The following is a 24,798-nucleotide window of genomic DNA, read 5'->3' as shown; positions in this document are numbered from 1 at the left end:
CGGTGCAGGCCGTCAGGCCTTGGGGCGCGCGACGAGCACCGGGCAGGGGGCGGAGTGCTGCACCCGCTGTGCGGTGCTGCCCAGCAGGATGGTGTCGCTGAGGCCGCCGCTGCCGCTGGCCACGACGATGAGGTCGGCCGAGGACTCCTTGGCCGCCCGCACGATCTCCGCCGCCGGGGACCCGCTGAGGACGCGCCGGTCCACCTGCGCCGCGCCCCAGTCCTGCAGCGCGGCCATGACGACGCCGGTGGCCGCGTGCGCCTCGGCGCGGAAGCTCAGCGCCGCCCCCGCCGGGTCGTCGCCCTCCCCGCCGAGCTCGTTGGCGAACGGCACGGTCGCCAGCGGGCTCACCACGGCGACCACCGACACCGAGGTGACCTTGGAGACGTCGGCGATGGCCATGAGCTGCTGGGCGGCGAGCAAGGACTGGCGCGACCCGTCGGTCGCCACGATGACGTGCACGTCAGGACCTCCGGTCCGTCGAGAGGGTGGCCGTGCGGCGGCCGGCGACCACGCGCTGGGCCAGGTACAGGACGGCCCCGAGGGCCAGCAGGCCGGCCACCCACCACAGCGAGCCGGGGTCGTCGACGACGACGTAGACGAGCAGGACGGCGTTGCCGACCACGCCGACGCACAGCAGCGCGGTGTTGGCGCGGTAGGAGTCCCCGGACCCGACCTCGTTGCGGAGCCGTAGGGCCGAGACGATGACGAGGGCGTAGATGAAGAGCAGGAACACCACCGTGACCGTGGCGAGCCGGCCGACCAGGTCGGCGCCGCCCGCCCGGGTCACCAGGTCGCCGAGGACGAGCAGCACGCCGACGACGACCGCGCTGAACAGCAGCGCCACGTAGGGGCTGCGGCGGGTGGGGTGCACCTTGGCGAACACCGCGGGCACGACGTCCACCCGCGCCATGCCGTAGAGGATGCGGGACTGGGTGACCACGGACACCAGCGTCGTGTTGGTGATGGCCACCATGGCGATGAAGGCGAAGATCGTGAGCATCACGCCGACCGGTCCCGGGAGGACGTCGGCGCGGACGACCTCCAGCAGCGCGGCGTCGGCGCCCGCGAGCGTGGCGACCGGCACGACGAGGGCGGCGGACACGGCCACGAGGACATAGATGACGCCGGCCGCGAGCATGCCGCCGATGAGGGCCCGCGGGAAGTTCCGCGACGGGTCGATGGTCTCCTCGGCGACGTTGGCCGCGTTCTCGAAGCCCGTCATGGCGAAGAACGCGAGCGCGACGCCCGCGACCACGGCGAAGACCGGGTTGCCCTCGGCGGTGAACGACGTGAGGACCGAGAAGTCGGTGTCGCCGCGGGCGACGACGAGGATGCCGATGACGACCACGACGACGAGCCCGGTCACCTCGACGATGGTCATGACGAGGTTGACGACGACGGACTCGGTGATGCCGACGAAGTTGACCAGCGTGAGCAGGGCGATGAACACCAGGGTGACGAGCAGGGTCGGCACGAGGCCGAACACCGAGCCGAAGTACCGCGCGAAGCCCGTGGCCAGGGAGCCCGAGGCGGCGAACACCGCCGACAGCGAGCAGATCGTCACCAGGAAGGTGAGCGCCGGGTTCTTGAACGCCTTGCCGACGTACAGCGAGGCGCCCGCGGCCTGCGGGAACTTCGTCGCCAGCTCCGCGTAGGCGAGGCCGGTGATCGTGGCCAGCGCGACGCCGGCGGCGAACGCGATCCAGAACGCGCCCCCGACCGCGCCCGCCACGAGGCCGATGAGGACGTACACGCCGGACCCCAGCACGTCGCCCAGGACGTAGAAGAACAGCAGCCGACCGGTGATGGACCGGGTCAGCCCCTCGGTCGGGGGGCTCGTGCTCGCATCCGTCGTGTCGCTGGACATGGTCGGTTGTACTGCGTCGGCGGGTCCTGCGGGAAGGTCCTGCGGCCCCCGGTCATCAGCCGTCACACAGACGTCACACGGGGACCTCACCGCTGCGGGCCCGCCGCGCGCGCCGCAGCCGGCCCGCGACGGCCAGCGCGAGCACCGCCCCGACCACCCACGGAGCGCGACGACGGGCGGGTCTCGACCCCAGGCCCACCTCGTCGAGGACGCCGACGAGCTCGTGGCCGGACGTGGCCCGACCGGAGGTCCGCCACGAGCCCGTGGGAGGTGCAGGCCGGCGCCGCAGAAGGACAGGCTGTGACGGGTTGTCGGCAGGGCGTTGACAGGGTGGGCCCGGGGGCCTGGGATAGGGGTGCTCGCGACGGCGCGAGCCGACGGGGGGTCGACGGGCGGCGGCAGGCTCCTCTGCCGCTGCCGCCGGGCTCTGTCGACGCCCCGCACGAGCAGGAGACGTCCGCATGCCCCGTCCCCCCACCGCCGGACCACGTCCCCGGCGCCGGCCCGCACCCCGGACCGCCGCGCTCGCCACGGCCGTCGCGCTCGTGCTCGGCGGCCTCGTCTCCGGTGCCGGCCCCGCCACGGCGGCGGCGCCGGCGTACGAGAAGAAGGTCCCGCCGCTGGCGACCCGCTGGACAGCCGAGGTCGGCCCCGCGAACGCGCTGCCGGAGTACCCGCGGCCGCAGCTCACCCGCGAGCGCTGGCAGAACCTCAACGGCGTCTGGCAGCTCCGCGAGCCCTCCCGCTTCGGCGACGGCCTGCCGTTCGGCGAGGACCTCGAGGAGCGCGTCCTCGTGCCCTACCCGGTCGAGTCGGCGCTGTCCGGCATCCAGCGGTCGATGGACCGGATGTGGTACCGGCGCACCTTCGAGGTCCCCGCGGGCTGGGGGGTCGGCACCCGCGCCACCCAGCAGCGCCTCGTCCTGCACTTCGGGGCGGTCGACTACGACGCCACCGTCTACGTCAACGGCCGTCGTGCCACGGGGCACCGCGGCGGCTACGACAAGTTCTCCGTCGACGTCACCGACCTGCTCACCCGCAGCGGCCCGCAGGAGCTCGTCGTCGGCGTCGAGGACCTCACCGACCAGACCTGGCAGCCCGTGGGCAAGCAGCGCGAGCGCGGTGACGGCGGGATCTTCTACCAGGGCAGCTCGGGCATCTGGCAGACGGTGTGGATGGAGCCGCGACCCGCGGCGGCCGTCGAGAGCGTCGACCTGGTCCCCGACGTCGACACCTCGTCCGTCGCGGTGACGGTGCAGGTCCCCGGCGCCTCGCGGCAGCGCGTCGACGTCGTCGCCACCGAGCGCGGCACCGGCCGGGTGGTGGGCCGGGTCACCGGCGCCCCGAACGTCCCGCTCACGCTCCCCATGCCGGGCGCGGGCTTCTGGACCCCCGACACCCCGACCCTCTACGACCTCCGGGTCCGCGTGCTGGACCGCACCAGGGTCGTCGACAGCGTCGGCTCCTACGTCGGCCTGCGCGAGATCGCGATCGCCCCCGGCGAGGACGGCAGGAACCGGATCACGCTCAACGGCGAGGTCCTGTTCCACAACGCGACGCTCGACCAGGGCTTCTGGCCCGACGGGCTCAGCACCGCGCCGACCGACGAGGCGCTGCGGTCGGACCTGGAGCTGCACAAGGAGCTCGGCTTCAACACCGTGCGCAAGCACATCAAGGTGGAGCCGGACCGCTGGTACCACCACGCCGACGAGCTCGGCCTCATGGTCTGGCAGGACATGCCGTCCATGAGGACAGGAGGCCGCCCCCCGGTCGCCGCGCAGCAGCAGTTCGAGGCCGAGCTCGACGAGATGGTCCGCGAGAAGAAGAGCTGGACCTCGATCGTCGCCTGGGTGCCGATGAACGAGGGCTGGGGCGAGTGGTCCCGCGAGGAGACCGGCCGCCTGGCCGACGAGGTGAAGGCCCAGGACCCGACCCGGCTCGTCGACGCCCACTCCGGGGTCAACTGCTGCGACTCCCTCGGCGACTCCGGCCGCGGCGACATCGTCGACTTCCACCAGTACGTCGGTCCCGCCTCGCCGCAGCCGGACGCCACCCGGGCGGCCGTCGACGGCGAGCACGGCGGCCTGGGCCTCAAGACCGGCGCGGAGCACGAGTGGTTCAAGGACGGCCGCTCGTTCGCCTACGAGCTGACCACCAGCAGCGAGCAGCTGACGGACCGGTACGTCCAGGTCGCCCGCGACCTGCAGTCCCTCGCCAGCAGCTGCGCGCTGTCCGGGAGCATCTACACCCAGCTGACGGACGTCGAGGCCGAGGTCAACGGCTTCGTCACCTACGACCGCGAGGTCGAGAAGATGGACTTCGCGCGGGTCCGGGCCGTCAACGAGGAGGTCACCGCCTCCGCCGACGGCACGGGCGGGCCCCGGCCGGACCCGGGGCCGGGGACACCGGGCCTGGAGGGCGTCGGCTCCTGGCCGGCGGACGAGGGCACCGGGGACGTGGCCGAGGACGTGGTCGGGGACGCCGACCTGTCGCTGCGCGGCGGGGCCACCTGGTCGCCCGGGCGGACCGGTGCGGGCCTGCAGCTGGACGGCACCGACGACTGGGCGGAGACCGCCGGGCCGGTCGTCGACACCACGGGCAGCTTCTCCGTCGCCGCCTGGGTGAAGCTGGACCGCGAGGGCTTCTTCACGACCGCGGTGGCGCAGGACGGCCCCGTCCGCTCGGCGTTCTTCCTGCAGAAGACCGGACCCGAGAACCGCTTCGCGTTCAGCACCGCCTCGCAGCGGGCGCTGGGCACGGAGGCGCCGGTGGTCGGGCGCTGGTACCACCTGGTCGGCACGCGCGACGTCTCCACCGGGGAGTACGTGCTCTATGTCGACGGGCAGCGCCAGGGGTCGTTCACCTCGTGCGCCGCCGGCGACGTCTCGGACGGCCCGCTGACCGTGGGGCGGGCGAAGTTCGACGGCCGGGCCGTGGACCCGTGGCCCGGCGCGCTCGACCAGGTGCACGCCTACGACCGCGCCCTGGGTGCCGCCGAGGTGGCGGAGCTCTTCGCCTCGGGCCGCTGAGCCCCGGACCCGGGACCCGGCGGCGACGCGGGGTCCCGGGCCGGGTCGGGCCGGTGGGCCATGGGAGAGCGCGGAGCGGGCGACGGGAATCGAACCCGCACCATCAGTTTGGAAGACTGAGGCTCTACCATTGAGCTACGCCCGCGTACCGTCCGTGACGGCTCAGACCGGCCCGGGCGACGCGCCCTACGGTACCGGCCGCGGCCCCGTGGTCGGCGCGTGCGGGGTCGGCGCGTGCGGGCGCAGCAGGCGGGCGGTGGCCGCACCGAGGACCGAGCCGTAGACCAGGTGGGCGGCGACCATCGCGGTCTGCCGGTCCGTCCGGTCGCGGTGGGCCGGCGGCATGATGCCGGCGGCCGCGACCCAGCCGGCGTAGGAGACGGCCCAGACCAGCAGCCCGTGGGCGGCACCCAGCAGCGGCCGCGGCACGGCCCGGGGGACCGCCCGCTGGAGCACGGCGAACACCGCACCGGCACCGGCACCGAAGGCCAGGTGGTCCAGCGCCGTCAGGGCCCGTCGCGCCCGCTCGGACGGCCGTGCGCCGACGGTGCCCAGGGCAGCGTCGGTGATCCGTCTCGGCGGCTGCACCCCCATGAGGCCGAGGCGCTGGGCCAGCAGCATGAGCCCGCTCATGGGCACGGTCGCCAGGGCCCCCGCGGCGGCGCCGGCCGCAGCGTCCGTGACCAGGTCCGTGACCGTGCGCGGGGTCCGTGGCGGCGGGGAGGGCATGCCGGGCTCCTACCCCGCCGGGCCGCCGCGACTCCTCGGGGCTACCGTCGCGGGCGTGGTGGACCTGCGTCCCGTCAGCCCGGCCGCACCGCCGCTCGCCGGGGCGCCGATCATGGGGCAGCGGTGGGCGGACCTCGTGTTCCTGCACTGGCGGGTGCCCGTCGCCGACGTCGAGCCGCTCGTGCCTCGGGGCTGCGCCGTCGACACCTACGACGGCAGCGCCTGGGTGGGCCTCATCCCGTTCCGCCTGCTCGACGCCGGGCCCGGCCGGCTGCCCGGGGTGCCGTGGCTGGGCTCGTTCGTGGAGTGGAACGTCCGCACGTACACCGTGGACGCCGAGGGCCGGCGGGACGTCGCCTTCTGCTCCCTCGACGCCCAGCGGCTCGGCGTCGTCCTGGGTGCCCGGGCCGTGTTCGCCCTGCCGTACGCCTGGGCCCGGATGACCGGCTCGCGCGAGGGCGACGTGCTCCGCTACGCGAGCAGGCGCCTGTGGCCGGGGCCGAGGGGGGCGTCGTCCACCGCGACGGTCCGGCTCGGCGCGCCGCTGCCGCCCGACGACCCGGACGCCGGCCTCGCGGAGTTCCTCACCGCCCGCTACGGCCTGCACACCCGCATCGCCGGCCGGCTGGTCCACGTCCCGAACACCCACGAGCCGTGGCCCCTGCACCGGGCGGAGCTGCTGGGCCTGGACGACGGGCTGCTCGCCGCCGCCGGCCTGCACGGCGTGGCCGACCGGGCGCCCGACTCCGTCCTCTGCTCGCCCGGGGTGCGCACCCGCTTCGGTGCGCCCGTGCCCGCCACGGCGCTGCCGCCCGGCACGCGCACGTGAGCGTCCCTGCGCCGGGCACCGGAGCAGCAGCGGGCCCCGCCGCCGAGCGCGCGTGGGCCGACGCAGCCGAGCACGTCGAGGTGTACCGGCGCACCGCCGGGGCCGAGGGCCACCGCTGGCACGGGCGCCCGCACCTGCTGCTCGGCACCACCGGTCGCCGGTCCGGCCGGCTGCGGACGGTCCCGCTGGTCTACGCCCGTGCCCGCACGGCGGCGGGGGAGCGGCTCGTCGTCGTCGCCAGCGCCGGCGGGGCGGAGCGGCACCCGGCCTGGTACCTCAACCTCGTGGCCGCCCCCGCCGTGCAGGTGCAGCTGCTGGACCGGGTCTGGTCGACGGCGGCCACGACGGCCGCGGGCCAGGACGAGGAGGCCGGCTGGGCCGCGATGGCCGCGACCTGGGACGGCTTCGCCCGCTACCGGGCCCTGACCGCGCGACGGATCCCGGTCGTCCTCCTCGGCCCGCCGCCCACGGACCTGCCGGACCCGGGGGAGCAGGCCCCGGACGCACTACCCTGACCGTGCCGGCGGGGCTGGACCGACCGCCGGGCACGGGGTGTGGCGCAGTTTGGTAGCGCGTCCGCTTTGGGAGTGGAAGGCCCCCGGTTCGAATCCGGGTACCCCGACGGTGCTCCGCACGCCGCCCGACCGGCGTGCGGGACGCGGTCGCGTAGGCTGGCTGGTCGCGCCCGTCGTCGGGCGCGACCGTCCGCCTGCCCTCGTCCCCAGTGGAGCCCTGCCCGTGAAGAGCACCGTCGAGACCCTCGCCCCGACCCGCGTCAAGCTGAGCGTCGAGGTCCCCTACGAGGAGCTCCGGCCGAGCATCGAGGCCGCCTACAAGACGATCGGCGCCCAGGTCCAGGTCCCGGGCTTCCGCAGGGGCAAGGTCCCCAGCCGCATCATCGACCAGCGCGTGGGCCGTGGCGCCGTGCTGCAGGAGGCCATCAACGAGGCCCTCCCGACGTTCTACCAGCAGGCCGTGACGGAGAACTCGGTCCGCGTCCTCGGCCGCCCCGAGGTCGACGTGTCCGAGGTCCCGGACCCGACCGCGACCGACGGCGAGCTGAAGTTCACCGCCGAGGTCGACGTCCGCCCCGAGCTGTCCGTCCCCGACCTCACGACGCTGAGCGTCACCGTGGACGACCTCGAGGTCGGCGACGCCGACGTCGACGAGCGCCTCGACGCCCTCCGCACCCGCTTCGGCACGCTGGAGACCGTCGACCGGCCCGCGCAGACCGGCGACTTCCTCCAGCTCGACCTGGTCGCCCGGGTCGAGGGCGAGGAGGTCGACTCCGCCACCGGCATCAGCTACGAGATCGGCTCGGGCACCATGCTCGAGGGCACCGACGAGGCCGTCGTCGGCCTGTCCGCCGATGAGGAAGCCATCTTCACCTCCCCGCTGCGCGGCGGCGAGCACGCCGGCGCCGACGCCGAGATCACCGTCGTGGTCAAGGCCGTCAAGGAGCGGGCGCTGCCCGCCGCCGACGACGACTTCGCGCAGCTGGCCAGCGAGTTCGACACCGTCGAGGAGCTGCGCGCCGACCTGCGCGCCCAGGTGGAGTCCACCAAGCGCGTCGACCAGGGCGTCCAGGCCCGCGAGAAGGTCATCGAGGCCCTGCTCGAGGCCGTCGAGGTCCCCGTCCCCGCGTCGCTCGTCGACGACGAGGTGGCCCGCCACCTCGAGGGCGAGGGCAAGGAGCTCGACGACCCGCACGGCGAGGAGATCCGCCCCGACGCGGAGAAGGCGCTCAAGGGCCAGCTCCTCCTGGACGCGATCGCCGAGCAGGAGAAGGTCCAGGTCTCCCGCGACGAGCTCATCCAGTTCCTCGTCTCCAGCTCGCGCCAGTACGGCATGGAGCCCAACGAGTTCGCCAAGGCCGTCGACGAGGCCGGCCAGGTGCCCGCCATGGTGCAGGAGGTCGGTCGCCGCAAGGCCCTGGCCATCGCCATGGAGCGCGCCACCGTCACCGACGCCTCCGGCGCCACCGTCGACCTCGAGGCCAGCCTGTCCCGGCAGGCCGCGGGCGTGCCCGACGTGCCGCAGACGCTGTCCGCCGACGGCGTGGCCGACGAGCTGTCCGAGGGTGCCGCGGCCGAGGCCGCCGAGGGGGCCGACGTCACCGACGAGACCCCCGAGGTCTCCACCGACGAGGCGTCGGACCAGGCGTCCGACGGGGCGCAGAAGGCCTGAGCGCGTAGCACCGTCGGCCGTGGTGCGGGGCAGTGTCTGCCCACGGCCGACGACGTGCGCCGACAGCGAAACGCCCGCGCCCCCGGGAGTCGGGCGTCCGGGGGCGGCGTTAGTGTCCGTGACGCACTCGACGACGTGAGGAGCACGACGTGACGCCCCAGCCCCACCTGCCCAGCCTCGTGACCGCCGGCGGGACCGACCTGGTCCAGGCCCCGGTCGCGAAGTCCGGCCCCGGTCAGTTCGGCCTCGACGACAGCGTGTACCAGCGCCTGCTGTCGCAGCGGATCATCTTCCTCGGCTCCGAGGTCCGCGACGAGAACGCGAACGCCATCTGCGCGCAGCTGCTCCTGCTGGCCGCGGAGGACCCGACCAAGGACATCTTCCTCTACATCAACAGCCCCGGCGGCTCCGTGACGGCCGGCATGGCGATCTACGACACCATGCAGTACATCGAGCCGGACGTGGGCACCGTGGCCATGGGCCTCGCCGCGTCCATGGGCCAGTTCCTGCTCGCGGCCGGCGCGCGCGGCAAGCGCTACGCCCTGCCGCACAGCCGGATCATGATGCACCAGCCGCTCGGCGGCATGGGCGGCACGGCCTCGGACATCAAGATCCAGGCCGAGCAGATCGTCCACATCAAGAAGCAGATGGCCGAGCTCATCGCCGTCCACACCGGCCAGGACGTGGAGACGATCACCCGCGACTCCGACCGCGACCGCTGGTTCACCGCCGACGAGGCCCAGGCCTACGGCCAGGTCGACCACGTCGTCCGGTCCTCGCACGACGTGCCCGGCGGCGGGGGGACCGAGTGAACGAGCTCAGCGCCAGCCGCCCGCAGCCCTTCCTGACCTCCCGGGAGACGCACATGTCCCAGGTCCCTGCGCCCAGCAGCCGCTACATCCTCCCCACCTTCGAGGAGCGGACGGCCTACGGCTACAAGCGCCTCGACCCCTACGCCAAGCTGTTCGAGGACCGCATCATCTTCCTCGGCGTGCAGGTCGACGACGCGAGCGCCGACGACGTCATGGCGCAGCTCATCGTGCTGGAGTCCCAGGACCCCGACCGCGACATCATCTTCTACATCAACAGCCCCGGTGGCTCGTTCACGGCCCTCACGGCCATCTACGACACCATGCAGTACATCAAGCCGGACGTGCAGACGTACTGCCTCGGCCAGGCCGCCAGCGCGGCGGCCGTCCTGCTCGCCGCGGGCAGCCCCGGCAAGCGGTTCGCCCTGCCCAACGCCCGCGTCATGATCCACCAGCCGGCCATGTCCGGCGGGGACTACGGGCAGGCCAGCGACATCGAGATCCAGGCCAACGAGGTCCAGCGCATGCGGACCTGGCTCGAGGAGACCGTGGCGCTGCACACCGGCCAGGACGTCGAGAAGGTCCGGACCGACATCGAGCGCGACAAGATCCTCACCGCCGCCGGCGCCCTGGAGTACGGCCTCATCGACCAGGTGCTCGAGCCCCGCAAGGTGACCGCGTCCCGCGGTCTCCCCGAGGTCTGACAGACCCGCACCCCTGCGGTCCGGCGCGCCCGGGTGACCACGGTCGCCCGGGCGCGCCGGGTGGCGTGGTGACCTGCCCCGCAGCGCGCACCCGGGGTACCGTCATGAGGCACGCACCGACAGGTGCGCAACGGAAGGACACGTGGTGGCACGACTCGGAGACGGCAGCGACCTCCTCAAGTGCTCCTTCTGCGGCAAGAGCCAGAAGCAGGTCAAGAAGCTCATCGCAGGTCCAGGTGTGTACATCTGCGACGAGTGCATCGATCTGTGCAACGAGATCATCGAGGAGGAGCTCGCCGACGCCGGCGACGCCGGCCTGACGGAGCTGCCCAAGCCCCGCGAGATCTTCGAGTTCCTCGAGAACTACGTCGTCGGCCAGGAGCCCGCCAAGCGCGCCCTGTCGGTGGCGGTCTACAACCACTACAAGCGCGTGCAGGCCGGGGCCTCGGGCCCCAAGCGGGACGACCAGGTCGAGATCGCCAAGTCCAACATCCTGCTCATCGGCCCGACGGGCTGCGGCAAGACGTACCTGGCGCAGACCCTCGCCCGCATGCTCAACGTGCCCTTCGCCATCGCCGACGCCACGGCCCTCACCGAGGCCGGCTACGTGGGCGAGGACGTCGAGAACATCCTCCTCAAGCTCATCCAGGCCGCCGACTACGACGTCAAGAAGGCCGAGACGGGGATCATCTACATCGACGAGGTCGACAAGATCGCCCGCAAGAGCGAGAACCCGTCGATCACGCGCGACGTCTCCGGCGAGGGCGTCCAGCAGGCCCTGCTCAAGATCCTCGAGGGCACGTCCGCCTCGGTCCCGCCGCAGGGCGGCCGCAAGCACCCGCACCAGGAGTTCATCCAGATCGACACGACGAACGTGCTGTTCATCGTGGGCGGCGCGTTCGCCGGCCTGGAGAAGATGGTCGAGCAGCGTGCCGGCAAGCGCGGCCTGGGCTTCGGTGCCGAGCTCGCCGACAAGATCGACGAGACCCAGGCGATGCTCGACGTCATGCCCGAGGACCTGCTGAAGTTCGGGCTGATCCCCGAGTTCATCGGCCGCCTGCCGGTGCTCGCCACGGTCACGCACCTGGACCAGGACGCCCTGGTGCAGATCCTCACCGGGCCCAAGAACGCCCTCGTCAAGCAGTACCAGCGGATGTTCGAGATCGACAACGTCGAGCTCGAGTTCACCCCCGAGGCGCTCGTCGCGGTCGCGGACCAGGCCATCCTGCGGGGCACCGGCGCCCGCGGCCTGCGCGCGATCATGGAGGAGGTGCTCATGCCCGTGATGTTCGACCTGCCCAGCCGCGACGACATCGCCCGCGTGGTCATCAGCCGCGAGGTCGTGCTGGAGAACGTGCTGCCGACGCTCGTGCCGCGCGAGGACTCCCCGCGCAAGCGCGAGCGGCGCGACAAGACGGCCTGAGCCGCACGACGGCCTGAGGCCGCCACCCCCCGGACGGCCGACGCCCCCGGTGCCCGCGAGGGCACCGGGGGCGTCGTCGTGACGGGACCCGTGCTACCCGGCGGGGACCAGCTCGACGTCGCGGACCTCGAGGTCGCCGCCCCCGTCGACGAGCGTGAGCCGGTCGACCCGGCCCGCGCCGCGCAGGTCCTCCACCGCCAGCTCGAGCAGGGCGCGCTGGGCGGCGGGCGCGGCGACGACCGCCGCGCCGACGTCGGTGCGCTGCGACACCTTGGCCTCGCTCTTGGCCTTGCGGATGCCGGCCAGGGCGCGCCCGACGAGCGAGCCCATCCCCGGGTCGGCGTCGCCCGCGACCTCGCGCAGCCCCTGGCTCGTCGGCCACGCGGAGGTGTGCACCGAGCCCTCCTGCCACCACGACCAGACCTCCTCGGTGGCGAAGGGCAGGAACGGGGCCAGCAGGCGCAGCTGGACCGACAGCGCCTCCCGCAGGGCGGCGACCGCCGAGGCCTTGGCTGCCTCGTCGCCGCGGTACGCCCGGTCCTTGACCAGCTCGACGTGGTCGTCGCAGAAGTCCCAGAAGAACTGCTCGGCCACCTCCAGCGCGCGGGCGTAGTCGAACGCCTCGAACGCCTCGGTCGCGGCGTCGACCACACCCGCCAGACGGGCGAGCATGGCCCGGTCGAGGGCCTCGCGGACGTCGGCCAGCGACGACCCTGCGGCATCGTTCATCAGGACGAACTTGCTCGCGTTGAGCAGCTTCATGGCCAGGCGCCGGCCGACCTTCATCTGGCCCGGGTCGAACGCGGTGTCCACGCCGGGGCGCCCGCTGGCGGCCCAGTAGCGCACGCCGTCGGAGCCGTGCTCCTCGAGCAGGCCCATCGGCGTGACGACGTTGCCCTTGGACTTGCTCATCTTCTTGCGGTCCGGGTCGAGGATCCAGCCCGACAGCGCCGCGTGGCGCCAGGGCAGGCTGTCGTGCTCGGCGTCGGCGCGAACCACGGTGGAGAACAGCCAGGTCCGGATGATGTCGTGGCCCTGCGGGCGCAGGTCGAACGGGAACACCCGGGAGAACAGGTCCGGGTCGCGCTCCCAGCCGCCGGCGATCTGGGGGGTCAGCGAGCTGGTCGCCCAGGTGTCCATGACGTCGGGGTCGGCCGCGAAGCCGCCGGGCACGCCGCGCTGGTCCTCGGTGAAGCCGGCGGGCGCGTCGCTGGCGGGGTCGACCGGCAGGTCCGCCTCGTCCGGCACCAGGGGCGCGTCGAAGCGCGGCTCGCCGGCCTCGTCGAGCGGGTACCAGACCGGGAACGGCACCCCGAAGAAGCGCTGGCGGGACACCAGCCAGTCGCCGTTGAGGCCGCCGACCCAGTTGTCGTAGCGGTGCCGCATGTGGTCGGGGTGCCAGACGATCTGCTGCCCGCGCTCGCGCAGCCGCTCGCGCAGGGCGGCGTCGCGCCCGCCGTTGCGGACGTACCACTGCCGGCTGGCGACGATCTCCAGCGGCTTGTCGCCCTTCTCGTAGAACTTCACCGGGTGGGTGATCGGCCGCGGCTCGCCGAGCAGGTGACCGCCCTCGACGAGCGCCGCGACGAGCACCTCGCGCCCGCTGTGGGCCGTCTTGCCGGCCATCTGCTCGTACAGCGCCACCCCGGCCTCGGACGTCACCCAGCCGGGGACGTCGGCGAGGAAGCGGCCGTCCCGCCCGATCAGTGCGCGGGTGGGCAGGTCCAGCTCGCGCCACCACGTGACGTCGGTGGTGTCGCCGAAGGTGCAGATCATCGCGATGCCCGAGCCCTTGTCCGGCTCGGCCAGCGGGTGGGCGAGGACGGGCACCTCGACGTCGAGGACGGGGGTGCGGACCGTCGTGCCGAACAGCGGCTGGTACCGCTCGTCGTCCGGGTGCGCGACCAGGGCCACGCAGGCGGGGATCAGCTCGGGGCGGGTGGTCTCGATGACGACCGGCTCGCCGTCCGGGCGCGGGAAGCCGATGCGGTGGTACGCGCCGGGGCGCTCCCGGTCCTCGAGCTCGGCCTGGGCCACCGCGGTGCGGAAGGTGGTGTCCCACAGCGTCGGCGCCTCGGCGGCGTAGGCCTCGCCCCTGGCCAGCGCCCGCAGGAACGCCCGCTGCGACGCGGCCTGGGCGTCGGCGTCGATGGTCTGGTAGGTCCGCGACCAGTCGACCGACAGCCCGAGCCGGCGCCACAGGGACTCGAAGACCTTCTCGTCCTCGACGGTGAGCCGCTCGCACAGCTCGACGAAGTTCCGCCGCGACACGTTGAGGTAGTCCCGGTCGTTCTTGGGCGCGCTCTCCGGCGGGACGAACGACGGGTCGTACGGCAGGGACGGGTCGCACCGCACGCCGAAGTAGTTCTGCACGCGGCGCTCGGTGGGCAGGCCGTTGTCGTCCCAGCCCATCGGGTAGAACACGGAGTAGCCCTGCATCCGCTTGTACCGGGCGACGCAGTCGGTGTGGGTGTAGCTGAAGACGTGGCCGACGTGCAGCGAGCCGGACACCGTGGGCGGCGGGGTGTCGACGGAGAACACCCGCTCGCGCGGCGCGGTCCGGTCGAAGTCGTACGTGCCCTGCTCCGCCCACGCGGCTACCCAGGTCTCCTCCAGGCCGTCGACGGTGGGCCTGTCGGGGACGCGGGAGGCGACGGGGTCCGCCGCGGGGGAGGTCATGGCGCCATTGTGCCGAAGGACGGACTCCGCTCCGAACCGGACGGGGGCCGTCGGGCACGATGGTGGGCATGGACGCCACCACGCTCCGCGAGCTCCAGGCCCCCCTCAAGCAGCGCTACAAGGACGACCCCGCCAGTGCCGCGACGCCCCTGCACGCCTCGGGCCGCACCGCCGAGGACGGCATCACCTTCACCGTGGACGGCTGGGCGGGCGGCGTGCGCGCCGGCCTGCACGAGGCCACCGGCGGCGACGGCTCCGACGCCTGCTCCGGCGACATGCTGCTGGACGCCGTGCTCGGCTGCGCCGGCGTGACGCTGCGCAGCGTGGCCACCGCCATGGGTCTCGGCCTGCGCTCGGCGACGGGCCAGGCCACCGGGTCGTTCGACGCCCGGGGCACCCTCGGCATCGACCGCGAGGTGCCCGTCGGGGTGACCGACCTGCGACTGGTCTTCACCGTCGACGCCGACGCCGACGACGCCCAGCTGGCCAAGCTCGCCCAGCTCACCGAGCGGTACTGCGTCGTCGCCAAGAGCCTGGCCACCCCGCCGGTCATCGAGGTCGTCCGCGCCTGACACCGGTCCTCGGCGGCCGGTCCGTCACAGGCCGGCGGTGGCGACGGGTCCACCCCCCGTTCGCCTTCCGCCGAGGGCTTGCGTAAGTTGCTCCCAGGTCTCCGTGCACACCGTCGTGCCGGAGCGGAGGGAGCACCCGTGCACCGGCCCGACCAGCACCACGCCCTGCAGCACGACGAGCGCCGCACCCGGGGGGACGGTCAGCGGCCCAGCCGGCGCCACGTGCTGGGTCTCGCGGCCGGGGCCGCAGGCGTCCTGCTGGGCCCGGCCGCCGGCGCCTCGGCGGTCGGGGCCGCGCTGTCGGGGAGCTCCTCGTCGGGGGTCGCCGGCGCGGTGGGGGAGCCGCTGCGCGAGCCGCCGGTCCTGCGCAGCCGGGACGGCGTGCTCGACGTCACCCTGCGCGCCGCGCCGACGACGACGACGGTCGGCGGGGCCACCTGGCACGTGCTCGGCTACGAGGGCGGCTTCCCCGGCCCCACGCTGCTCGTCCACCCCGGCGACAGCATGCGCGTCCGGCTGGTCAACGACCTCGGCGCGACGACGAACATCCACACCCACGGGCTCCACGTGTCCGGCGAGGGCGACGGGGACAACGTCTTCCGGCAGGTGGCGCCCGGTACCGAGGCGGCCTACCGGATCGACCTGCGGCCCGACCACCACCCGGGCACCAACTGGTACCACCCGCACAGCCACGGCGACGGGGCCCGACAGCTGTTCGCCGGGCTCGCCGGGGCGCTCGTCGTGCAGTCCCCCCGCGAGGCGGCGCTGGAGCAGCGCGGCCTGCGGGACCGGGTGCTGCTGCTGCACTCGACCCAGGTCGGCCCCGACGGCCACGTGCTCGACCCGCTGCGGGTGCGCCAGGACGGCCACGTGCGCCTGGTCAACGGGCAGCTGCAGCCGACCATCGACATCCGCCCCGGCGAGACGCAGCGCTGGCGGCTGGTCAACACCACCGTCAACGACGTGCTGCGCCTGCAGCTGCCGGGTCTGGAGGTCCGGCAGGTCGCCGCCGACGGCAGCCCCTACCGCCGCCCGGTCCCCGTCACCGAGGTCCGCCTCGCGGCCGGCCAGCGGGCCGACCTGCTCGTCACCGCGACCGAGGCCGGCACCACCGAGCTGCTCACGGCCGCCTTCGACGTCGGTCTCGGGGTCGTCCTCCCGGCCGCGCGGCTGGCCACGGTGCGCTGCGAGGGCCGAGCCGTGGCCCGCGGCCGCGTCCCGGTCGCGGCGCTGCTGCAGCCGTGGCACGACCTGCGGACCGAGCACGTCGACCGGCGGCGCCACGTGACGATGAACCTGTTCGGCATGGACGGGCGGCCCTTCGACCACGACCGCGTCGACCAGGTGGTCGCGCTCGACAGCCTCGAGGAGTGGACGGTCCACAACCCCACCGGGCTGGTCCACCCGTTCCACATCCACGTCAACCCGTTCCAGGTCACCCACGTCGACGGGGTCCCGGTGGACTCGCCCTCGTACGAGGACACCGTGCTGGTGGGCAAGGAGGGGGGCAGCGTGACCTTCCTGACCCGGTTCCGGCACTTCACCGGCCGCGCGATGTACCACTGCCACTTCAGCACCCACAGCGACCTGGGGATGATGGCGGTGGCGCACATCCTGGGCCCGGACGACCCGCCCCTGCCCGAGCCCGACCTGGGCGGCGGCCACCACCACTGAGCCGCGCGCCGGGCCGCCGGGGAGCCCCGCCCGAGGTCCGTCCGGACCTCCCGCGGCGGGGCTACCATGGCCCGCACAGGCACCGATCCGGCCATCACCGGGGAGCCGCCGGGAGAAACGGCGCCGCGAGCCGGCGGCGCCGGAGTAGATCCGGCCGGGGAAGGCCCGTCATAGCCGTCAGAGAGGTCGTCGGTCCCAGGACCGGCGGCAAGCGGGGTGGTACCGCGGTCGTCCGGATCCCGGGCAGTCGTCCCCGTCGCAGCAGGCGACGGCACGACGAGAGGCACGCGATGAGCACCCAGCAGCAGGACGCCCCGCAGCAGCCGGCCGGGCAGGCCTACCCCCGCCACGGCGGCGACGTGCCCGCGAGCCCGCGGTTCCCCGAGATCGAGGAGCGCGTCCTGCGGTACTGGGACGCCGACGGCACGTTCGTCGCCTCCGTCGAGGCGCGGGAGGCCGGCACCGACGGCGCCAACGAGTTCGTGTTCTACGACGGCCCGCCCTTCGCCAACGGCCTGCCGCACTACGGGCACCTGCTCACCGGCTACGTCAAGGACGTCGTCCCGCGCTTCCGCACCATGCAGGGCCGCCGGGTCGAGCGCCGCTTCGGCTGGGACTGCCACGGCCTGCCCGCCGAGGTCGAGGCGGAGAAGCAGCTCGGCATCACCCACAAGTCCGAGATCGTCGAGATGGGCCTGGAGCGGTTCAACGACGCCTGCCGGACCTCGGTGCTGCGGTACACCGACGAGTGGGAGTCCTACGTCACCCGGCAGGCCCGCTGGGTGGACTTCGACGACGACTACAAGACCCTCGACCTGGACTACATGGAGTCGGTCATGTGGGCGTTCAAGACGCTCCACGACAAGGGCCTGGTCTACGAGGGCTTCCGCGTGCTGGCCTACTGCTGGCGCTGCGAGACGCCGCTGTCCAACACCGAGACCCGGATGGACGACGTCTACCGCTCCCGCCAGGACCCGGCCGTCACCGTCGGGCTGCGGCTGGAGACCGGGGAGCTGGCCCTCATCTGGACCACCACCCCGTGGACCCTGCCGAGCAACCTTGCCGCCGCGGTCAACCCCGCCGTGGACTACGTCGTCGTCCGCCCCACCGAGGGGGACTGGGCCGGCGAGCGGCTCGTGCTCGCCGAGGCCCGGGTCGCCGCCTACGCCCGCGAGCTGGGGGAGGCCCCCGAGGTCGTCGAGCGGCTCACCGGAGCGGACCTGCTGGGGCGCCGGTACACCCCGCCGTTCGACTACTTCGCGGGGCACGAGAACGCCCACGTCGTGCTCGCGGCCGACTACGTCACCACCGAGGACGGCACCGGCATCGTCCACATCGCCCCCGCCTTCGGCGAGGAGGACAAGGTCGTCACCGACGCCGCCGGCATCGAGGTCGTCGTCCCCGTCGACTCCAAGGGCGAGTTCACCGAGCCGGTCTCCGACTTCGTCGGCCAGCACGTGTTCGACGCCAACACCCCCATCACGCGCGCGCTGCGGGAGAAGGGGCTGCTGGTGCGCCACGAGTCGTACGAGCACCCGTACCCGCACTGCTGGCGCTGCGACAACGCGCTCATCTACCGGGCGGTGAGCAGCTGGTTCGTGCAGGTCACGGCGATCAGGGACCGCATGGTCGAGCTCAACCGGGACATCACCTGGGTGCCCGACCACGTCAAGGACGGCTCGTTCGGGCAGTGGCTGGCCAACGCCCGCGACTGGTCGATCAGCCGCAACCGGTTCTGGGGCTCGCCGATCCCCGTGTGGGTGTCCGACGACCCCGCCTACCCCCGCACCGACGTGTACGGCTCGCTCGACGACCTCGAGCGCGACTTCGGCGTGCGCCCGACCGACCTGCACCGGCCCTTCGTCGACGAGCTCACCCGGCCCAACCCGGACGACCCGACCGGCCGCTCCACCATGCGCCGGGTGCCCGAGGTGCTCGACTGCTGGTTCGAGTCCGGGTCGATGCCGTTCGCGCAGGTGCACTACCCGTTCGAGAACTCCGACTGGTTCGAGCACCACTACCCGGGCGACTTCATCGTCGAGTACAACGGCCAGGTCCGCGGCTGGTTCTACACGCTGCACGTGCTGGCCACGGCGCTGTTCGACCGGCCGGCGTTCCGCACCTGCCTGGTCCACGGGATCCTGCTCGGCGACGACGGCCGCAAGATGTCCAAGTCGCTGCGCAACTACCCGGACGTCCGCGAGGTGTTCGACCGCGACGGCGCCGACGCGATGCGCTGGTTCCTCATGAGCAGCCCCGTGCTGCGCGGCGGCAACCTCGTCGTCACCGAGCAGGGCATCCGCGACACCGTCCGGCAGGTGCTGCTGCCGCTGTGGAGCACCTGGTACTTCCTGTCGCTCTACGCGGGCGCGGCCGGGGTGGTGGGGCAGACGTCCACCGCGTCGGACCACGTGCTCGACCGGTACCTGCTGGCCACGGTCCGCCGGACCGTCGAGCAGGTGACCGCGGCGCTGGAGGCCGACGAGCTCGCGGCCGCCGCAGGCATGTTCCGCGACGCCCTGGACGCGGTGACCAACTGGTACGTCCGCCGCTCGCGCGACCGGTTCTGGGCGGCCGAGACCCCCGAGGGCCGTCAGGCGGTCGACACCCTGCACACCGCGCTGGAGGTGCTGTGCCGGCTCGGGGCGCCGCTGCTCCCGCTCGTGGGCGAGGAGATCTGGCGCGGGCTCACCGGCGGGCGCTCCGTGCACCTGGCCGCCTGGCCGGAGCCGGACGAGCTGCCGGCCGACGACGCCCTGGTCGTCGCCATGGACACCGTGCGGGCCGCGGCCTCGGTCGCGCTCAGCCTGCGCAAGGCGGCCGGTGCCCGGGTCCGGCAGCCGCTGCGGCAGCTGACGGTCGTGCTGCCCGACCCCGGCGCCGTCGAGGGCCTGGTGGGTCTGCTGCGCGACGAGCTCAACGTCCACGAGGTCCGGCTGCTGTCGGTCGAGCGGGCCCACGAGGTCGGGGTCGAGGTCGAGCAGCGGCTGCAGGTCAACGCCCGCGCGGCGGGCCCGCGCCTGGGCCGCACCGTCCAGCAGGTCATCGGTGCGGCCCGTGCGGGGGAGTGGAGCCTCGACGGCTCCGGCTCCGTGGTGTGCGGCGGCGTCGACCTGCAGGAGGGCGAGTACGAGCTGAGCACGGTCGTGCGCGGCGCCGGCGAGCACGACGCGGTCGCCCCGCTTGCCGCGGGCGGGTTCGTCATGCTCGACACGACCGTCACCGACGAGCTCGAGGCCGAGGGCTGGGCCCGGGACGTGGTGCGGCTGGTGCAGGACGCGCGCCGCGAGGCCGGGCTGCATGTCGCCGACCGGATCGCGCTGCGGCTCACGGTCGCGGAGGGCCGCGCCGCGGCGGCGCAGACCCACCGGGACCTGGTGGCGCGGGAGACCCTGGCGGTCGACCTCGTCGTCGAGACCGGGGACGTCGGCCCGGACGGGGCCGTCGTCTCTCTCGCCAGGGCCTGAGCGTCCGGCGCACCGCGCGGCCCGGTCGGGGACCGGGCCGCGCGGTCGCGCGCCCTCGGGCGCCGGGCGCGCGGTGGGTCAAGAGCGGTGGCTTCAGCCGGCGCAGCAGACCGGTCCGGGACCGAACGTCGCGGTCTCCGGGGCGGAGGCGGTCGCGGCGCCCGCGGCCCCCAGGACGAGGAGCGCGGAGGCGGCCAGGGCGATCAGGGCGCGGACGGGGGTGCTGGGCATGGAGTCTCTCCCGGTCATCGAGGGTGGTCGTGCGGATCCGCTGCGTGCGCGGAGTGGACTCACAGTGTGCTCACAGGGTCCGTCGGGGGCGAAGCATGTCCCAGTCACAGCGGGGCGCGCTACTGTCACAGCGTAGTTCTCACCCTGGGCGCCACCGCGCCCGGCCGGGGACGGGGACCGAGGAGGACCGATGACCGAGCACGACAGCGGCGACCTGGGCGAGCGCCTCCGCGCCGTCCGCGAGGACCGCCGCATCTCCCAGACCGAGCTGGCCGGGTCCGACCTGTCGCCCAGCTACCTGTCGCTCATCGAGTCGGGCAAGCGGACGCCGAGCGACGCCGTCCTCCAGCGCCTCGCCGAGCGCCTCGACGTGTCGGCGCACTTCCTGCGCCACGGCAGCGCCGCCCCCGAGGAGCGCGTCCCCGAGCTGGAGCTCGAGCACGCCCGCCACGCCCTGGTCACGGGCGACCTCGACGAGGCGATGACCCGCGCCTCCGCCGTCATCGGCGCCCGCGGTGCGCCCCGCCGGCTGCACGACGAGGCCCTGCTCGTGCTCGCCCGGGCCCAGGAGCGCTCCGGCGACCTGGAGTCCGCGTTCAGCACGCTGCTGCCGCTGCACACCCGGGCCCTCACCGGCGACGCCGCCGTCGGTGTCGCCTCGACCGGCGTGCTGCTGCTGCAGAGCCTGCTCCAGGCCGGCGACCTCAACCAGGCCGCCGACGCGGGGGCCGCCGCCGTCGCCGCGTCCTCCCGCCTGGGCGCCGGTGGCACCGACGAGCACCTGCGCCTGGCCGCGACGCTCGTCGGCGTCCACCTGCACCGCGGGGACCTGCTGTACGCCCAGCACCTGGCCGAGGAGATGCTCCAGGACGCCGAGCAGGTGGGCAGCCGCGTCGGCCAGGGCAGCCTGCACTGGAACGCCGCGCTCGCCGCGGAGGAGAGCGGGCACGTCGAGCGCGCCCTGCACCACGCGCGCCGCGCCGTGGCCTTCCTGTCCGAGGGCCCGGACACCCGCGACTTCTTCCGGCTCAAGCTCTCGCTCGCCTCGCTGCTCCTGGTCTCCGAGCCGCCCCAGGTCGACGAGGCCGTGGAGTCGCTGCTGGCCATCCGCCAGCCGCTGGAGCAGCTCGGCAGCGAGGTCGACATGGCCTACTGGCACCGGATCCGCGCCACCGCCCACCTGCGCACCGGCGAGACCGACGCCGCCCGCGCCTCCGCCGAGACCGCGATCGCCGTGCTCGGCGACACGCCGCGGCTGGAGTCCTGCGTCGCGCGCACGGTCCTGGGCGACGCGCTGGCCGCCGGGGGCGACCACGCGGCCGCCGAGGCGGAGTACCGCCGTGCCGCGGACACGCTGTCGATGATGTCCGCCACCCGCCAGGCCGCGCAGGCCTGGCGCGACCTCGGCGACCGGCTCATGGACATCGGCCGCACCGAGGGCGCCCTCGAGGCGTTCCAGCAGGCCTTCGACGCGGTCGGGCTCCGGCCGTCGTCGGTGCGGGTCGGCTCGGCCGCCGGTCCCGGCCTCACCGTCTGAGGGCCACCCGGCTGAGCACCCGCGTCCGGTGACCCGGCGGCCGACCGTGCCGCCGGGTCGTCGGTCCCCCCGCCGCCCCGCGATACTGGGGCGGTGACTGCCGTGCCCCCCGGGACCGACCCCCGCTTCCTGCAGGTGCAGGCCGAGATCCTCGGCCGGGCACCCGAGCACACCCCCCAGCCGTCGCTGGAGCGGGTGCGCGCGGTGCTGGAGATCCTCGGCGAGCCGCAGCGCTCGTACCCGGTGGTCCACGTCACCGGGACCAACGGCAAGACGACGACCGCGCGCATGGTCGACCGGCTCCTGCGCGAGCACGGCCTGCGCACCGGCCGGTTCACGTCCCCCCACCTGGAGCACGTCGGGGAGCGCATCGTCGTGGACGGCCTGCGGCTGGACGACGAGCGGTTCGTCGCCGCCTGGGACGACATCGCCCCCTACGTGCAGATCGTCGACGACCGCTCCGTCGCCGAGGGCGGGCCCCGGCTGTCGTTCTTCGAGGTGCTGACGGTCATGGCGTTCGCGGTCTTCGCCGACGCCCCGGTCGACGTCGCCGTCGTCGAGGTCGGCCTCGGCGGGCTGTGGGACTCCACCAACGTCGTCGACGGCGTGGTCGCCGTGGTGACCCCGGTGGCGCTGGACCACGAGCGCTGGCTCGGCCACGGCCTCGCCGCCATCGCCGGCCAGAAGGCGGGGATCGTCAAGGAGCACGCCGTCCTGGTGACGGCCCAGCAGCCCGTCGAGGTCGCCGAGGTGCTCATGGCCCGCGCCGCCGAGGTCGGCGCGGTCGTCGCGCGCGAGGGCATCGAGTTCGGCGTGCTGTCCCGCGACGTCGCCGTGGGCGGGCAGCGCCTCACGCTCAAGGGCCTCGTCGGCGGGGCGGAGGACGTCTACCTGCCCCTGCACGGCGCCCACCAGGCCGGCAACGCGGCCGTCGCGCTGGCCGCCGTCGAGGCGTTCCTCGGCTCCGGCGGCGCCGCGGGCACGGGCCTGGACCCCGACCTGGTGCGGGACGCGTTCGCCCACGTCGACTCGCCCGGCCGGCTGGAGCCGGTGCGGCGCGGCCCGCTCGTCGTCGTCGACGCCGCCCACAACCCGGCGGGCGCCGAGGCCGCGGCCGAGGGGCTCAGCGAGGCGTTCCCCGGCACCCGCCTGGTCGGCGTCGTCGGCGCCATGGCCGACAAGGACGTCGACGGCATCCTCGCCGCGTTCGAGCCGGTCCTCGACGAGGTCGTCGTCACCGCGGCACGCGGGGTCCGCGCCATGCCCGCCGACGAGCTCGCCGACGTCGCCCGCGGGGTCTACGGCGACGACCGTGTCCACGTCCGGGCCGACCTGTCCGACGCGATCGACACCGCGGTCGCGCTGGCCGAGGTGGCCTCCGGCGGGGACGAGGTCGCGGCCGGCGTCGTCGTCACCGGCTCCGTCTACCTCGTGGCCGAGGCGCGCACCCTGCTCGGCGCCCCCAGCCCGGACTCCCTGGCGCTGGACACCACGAGCCGGGGCGTCTCCGCCGTGGCCGAGGACACCGGCGCCCGGGTGCTCGCCGCGGACGGGGTCGACGACCTGGACGCCGAGCTGGCCCGGGAGCTCGCCCGCGGCCGCGACGACGAGCACGACGAGCGCGACGAGGACCGCTACGTCGCCGGCGACCCGCACGCCGCCCCCGAGGATTCCGCCCTGCTCGACGACCCGTGGGTGGTCCGCGAGGAGCACGACGACTACTGGGACGGCGGCGACGGTCCTGGTGACGGTCCGGGCGACGGGGAGGACGGCGGGCCCGCCGGGGGCCGGCGTGCGTGACCCCAAGCGGGTGATGGCCGCGACCGTGCTCGTCTTCGAGGCGCTCGTCGTGGTCTTCGCCTCGCTCGTGGCCAAGGACCTGTCGGGGCTGTCCACCCTTCAGGCGGTCGGCGGCGGGGCGGTCCTGGCCCTCGTCCTCGTGCTGTCGTCCGGGCTGGTCGGGCGTCCCGGCGGCTACTGGTGGGGGTCGCTGCTGCAGGTCGTCGTCGTGGCCACCGGCATCTGGGTGCCGACGATGGTCGGTGTCGGCCTGCTCTTCACCGGGCTCTGGGTGGCGGCGGTCGTCATCGGCACGCGCATCGACCGCGAGCGCGCGGCGCTCTGAGCGGGCCGGCGGCCCGGCCCCCTAGGGTCGGAGGGTGACCGAGCAGACAAGCCCCGAGCGCACCCTCGTCATCGTCAAGCCGGACGGCGTCCGCCGCGGCCTGACCGGGGAGGTGCTCCGGCGCATCGAGGCCAAGGGCTACGTCCTCGTCGGCCTCCGGATGGTCGAGGCGACGCAGGAGCAGCTGGCCGCCCACTACGCCGAGCACGAGGGCAAGCCGTTCTACGGCCCGCTCGTGGAGTTCATGTCCTCCGGACCGGTCGTCGTCGCGCTCGTCGAGGGCCACCGCGTGGTCGAGGGCTTCCGCAGCCTCGCCGGCTCCACCGAGCCGACCGCCTCGGCGCCGGGCACGATCCGCGGCGACCTGGGCCGCGACTGGGGCCTCAAGGTCCAGCAGAACATCGTCCACGGCAGCGACTCGGCCGAGAGCGCCGCGCGCGAGACCGAGATCTGGTTCGGCGCCGGCGCCTGACGGACCCGGTCCCGCACGCGCCCGGGGCGGCCGGTGAGCCCCCGGGCTGCGGGCCCGACACGGCCGTGCGGGGCGGACCTGGCCCCCGACGACCCCGCGCGTGACATACTCCGAGGGCGGGGTGGCGCGCTGTGCATCGGCCGCCGCACCGCGTCGCCCGTCCTCGCCGGGCGCGACCCGTCCGGGCGTCCGTCGCCGGCAGGTCTGCGCCGAGCGGGACCGAGGCGACGACCACGGACTTGTGCGTCGCCCGAGGGTGGCGCGCCGAGCGCCCCCGCCGGCGATGCACCGGAGGGGGTCGAAGAGGAGCACCAGTGCTCGAGAACGACGACAGCACCACCCCCGACGGCACCACCCTGGACGGCACGGACGCGCCGCCCGCCCCCCGGGCACCGCGGCGCCGGAGGGCCGCCACCCGCCCCGCCGGGCCGCCCGAGGCGTCGACCGCGGAGGCCGCGGTC

19 protein-coding genes and 2 tRNA genes are annotated in these 24,798 nt (G+C 74.3%); 15 read left to right on the top strand and 6 right to left on the bottom strand.

All coding sequences use genetic code 11. The annotated features are described in order from the left end of the window. Nucleotides 1-12 precede the first annotated feature (12 nt). Nucleotides 13-462, bottom strand: coding sequence for a universal stress protein (locus WCS02_RS03835; protein WP_340289972.1), 450 nt, complete (start codon nt 460-462; stop codon nt 13-15). A gap of 1 nt (nt 463) precedes the next feature. Beyond that, the gene (locus WCS02_RS03830) at nt 464-1,870 is read right to left on the bottom strand and encodes an APC family permease (protein ID WP_340289970.1); all 1,407 of its coding nucleotides are present in this window, start codon (nt 1,868-1,870) and stop codon (nt 464-466) included. 461 nt (nt 1,871-2,331) lie between these two features. On the opposite strand from WCS02_RS03830, the gene WCS02_RS03825 reads away from it, so the two are divergent. Next, the gene (locus WCS02_RS03825; protein WP_340289969.1) at nt 2,332-4,899 is read left to right on the top strand and encodes a LamG-like jellyroll fold domain-containing protein; all 2,568 of its coding nucleotides are present in this window, start codon (nt 2,332-2,334) and stop codon (nt 4,897-4,899) included. Nucleotides 4,900-4,973: 74 nt separating this feature from the next. Here the strand turns inward: WCS02_RS03825 and WCS02_RS03820 are convergent. Beyond that, nucleotides 4,974-5,044, bottom strand: a tRNA-Gly gene (locus tag WCS02_RS03820). A 41-nt stretch (nt 5,045-5,085) separates the two neighbouring features. Continuing rightward, on the bottom strand, nt 5,086-5,628 hold the full coding sequence (locus WCS02_RS03815; RefSeq protein ID WP_340289967.1) for a DUF6789 family protein: 543 nt from the start codon (nt 5,626-5,628) through the stop codon (nt 5,086-5,088). A gap of 55 nt (nt 5,629-5,683) precedes the next feature. On the opposite strand from WCS02_RS03815, the gene WCS02_RS03810 reads away from it, so the two are divergent. From WCS02_RS03810 to clpX, 7 genes are all read left to right on the top strand, one after another. Then, nucleotides 5,684-6,457 carry a YqjF family protein gene (locus WCS02_RS03810; protein WP_340289965.1) on the top strand — a complete coding sequence of 258 codons (774 nt, stop codon included), beginning with the start codon at nt 5,684-5,686 and terminating at the stop codon, nt 6,455-6,457. Further along, entirely contained in the window at nt 6,454-6,972 is a 519-nt protein-coding gene (locus WCS02_RS03805; RefSeq protein ID WP_340289962.1) for a nitroreductase/quinone reductase family protein, read from the top strand. The genes WCS02_RS03810 and WCS02_RS03805 overlap by 4 nt, the downstream gene beginning before the upstream one ends. 33 nt (nt 6,973-7,005) lie before the next feature. Continuing rightward, nucleotides 7,006-7,079, top strand: a tRNA-Pro gene (locus WCS02_RS03800). 116 nt (nt 7,080-7,195) lie between these two features. Next, a complete protein-coding gene (gene tig / locus WCS02_RS03795; protein ID WP_340289960.1) occupies nt 7,196-8,644 on the top strand; it encodes a trigger factor in 1,449 nt (482 codons plus the stop codon). Between the two features lie 200 nt (nt 8,645-8,844). After that, on the top strand, nt 8,845-9,456 hold the full coding sequence (locus WCS02_RS03790; protein ID WP_340290005.1) for an ATP-dependent Clp protease proteolytic subunit: 612 nt from the start codon (nt 8,845-8,847) through the stop codon (nt 9,454-9,456). A gap of 53 nt (nt 9,457-9,509) precedes the next feature. Next, entirely contained in the window at nt 9,510-10,157 is a 648-nt protein-coding gene (locus tag WCS02_RS03785; RefSeq protein ID WP_340289957.1) for an ATP-dependent Clp protease proteolytic subunit, read from the top strand. A gap of 145 nt (nt 10,158-10,302) precedes the next feature. Next, complete coding sequence (gene clpX, locus WCS02_RS03780; RefSeq protein ID WP_340289954.1) at nt 10,303-11,580, top strand: ATP-dependent Clp protease ATP-binding subunit ClpX; 1,278 nt, start codon at nt 10,303-10,305, stop codon at nt 11,578-11,580. Nucleotides 11,581-11,673: 93 nt separating this feature from the next. Here the strand turns inward: clpX and valS are convergent, their stop codons facing one another. Continuing rightward, nucleotides 11,674-14,259, bottom strand: a complete 2,586-nt coding sequence (gene valS / locus WCS02_RS03775; protein ID WP_340289951.1) for a valine--tRNA ligase — start codon at nt 14,257-14,259, stop codon at nt 11,674-11,676. A gap of 68 nt (nt 14,260-14,327) precedes the next feature. Here valS and WCS02_RS03770 point away from each other — a divergent pair, with 68 nt between their 5' ends. The 3 genes from WCS02_RS03770 to ileS all read left to right on the top strand — a co-directional run bounded on the left by WCS02_RS03770 (nt 14,328) and on the right by ileS (nt 19,972). Next, nucleotides 14,328-14,831 (top strand): OsmC family protein, encoded by a 504-nt coding sequence (locus WCS02_RS03770; RefSeq protein WP_340289948.1) that lies wholly within the window; start codon nt 14,328-14,330, stop codon nt 14,829-14,831. 138 nt (nt 14,832-14,969) lie between these two features. Continuing rightward, nucleotides 14,970-16,505, top strand: a complete 1,536-nt coding sequence (locus WCS02_RS03765; protein WP_340289945.1) for a multicopper oxidase family protein — start codon at nt 14,970-14,972, stop codon at nt 16,503-16,505. A gap of 290 nt (nt 16,506-16,795) precedes the next feature. Further along, on the top strand, nt 16,796-19,972 hold the full coding sequence (ileS, locus tag WCS02_RS03760; RefSeq protein WP_340289942.1) for an isoleucine--tRNA ligase: 3,177 nt from the start codon (nt 16,796-16,798) through the stop codon (nt 19,970-19,972). A 93-nt stretch (nt 19,973-20,065) separates the two neighbouring features. Here ileS and WCS02_RS03755 read toward each other — a convergent pair whose 3' ends face one another. After that, nucleotides 20,066-20,203, bottom strand: coding sequence for a hypothetical protein (locus WCS02_RS03755; RefSeq protein WP_340289939.1), 138 nt, complete (start codon nt 20,201-20,203; stop codon nt 20,066-20,068). A 190-nt stretch (nt 20,204-20,393) separates the two neighbouring features. Between WCS02_RS03755 and WCS02_RS03750 the strand changes: the two genes are divergently transcribed. The 4 genes from WCS02_RS03750 to ndk all read left to right on the top strand — a co-directional run bounded on the left by WCS02_RS03750 (nt 20,394) and on the right by ndk (nt 24,337). After that, on the top strand, nt 20,394-21,740 hold the full coding sequence (locus tag WCS02_RS03750) for a helix-turn-helix domain-containing protein (protein WP_340289936.1): 1,347 nt from the start codon (nt 20,394-20,396) through the stop codon (nt 21,738-21,740). 93 nt (nt 21,741-21,833) lie between these two features. Continuing rightward, nucleotides 21,834-23,540 carry a bifunctional folylpolyglutamate synthase/dihydrofolate synthase gene (locus WCS02_RS03745; protein ID WP_340289932.1) on the top strand — a complete coding sequence of 569 codons (1,707 nt, stop codon included), beginning with the start codon at nt 21,834-21,836 and terminating at the stop codon, nt 23,538-23,540. Further along, nucleotides 23,533-23,865 carry a DUF4233 domain-containing protein gene (locus tag WCS02_RS03740; protein ID WP_340289929.1) on the top strand — a complete coding sequence of 111 codons (333 nt, stop codon included), beginning with the start codon at nt 23,533-23,535 and terminating at the stop codon, nt 23,863-23,865. Before WCS02_RS03745 ends, WCS02_RS03740 begins: the two co-directional genes overlap by 8 nt. Before the next feature lie 34 nt (nt 23,866-23,899). Next, entirely contained in the window at nt 23,900-24,337 is a 438-nt protein-coding gene (gene ndk, locus WCS02_RS03735) for a nucleoside-diphosphate kinase (RefSeq protein WP_340289927.1), read from the top strand. Nucleotides 24,338-24,798 lie beyond the last annotated feature (461 nt).

The sequence above is a fragment of the Aquipuribacter hungaricus genome (assembly GCF_037860755.1).
GTDB classification, from domain to species: Bacteria; Actinomycetota; Actinomycetes; order Actinomycetales; family JBBAYJ01; genus Aquipuribacter; species Aquipuribacter hungaricus.
This window is presented reverse-complemented; position numbering and strand designations above follow the sequence as displayed.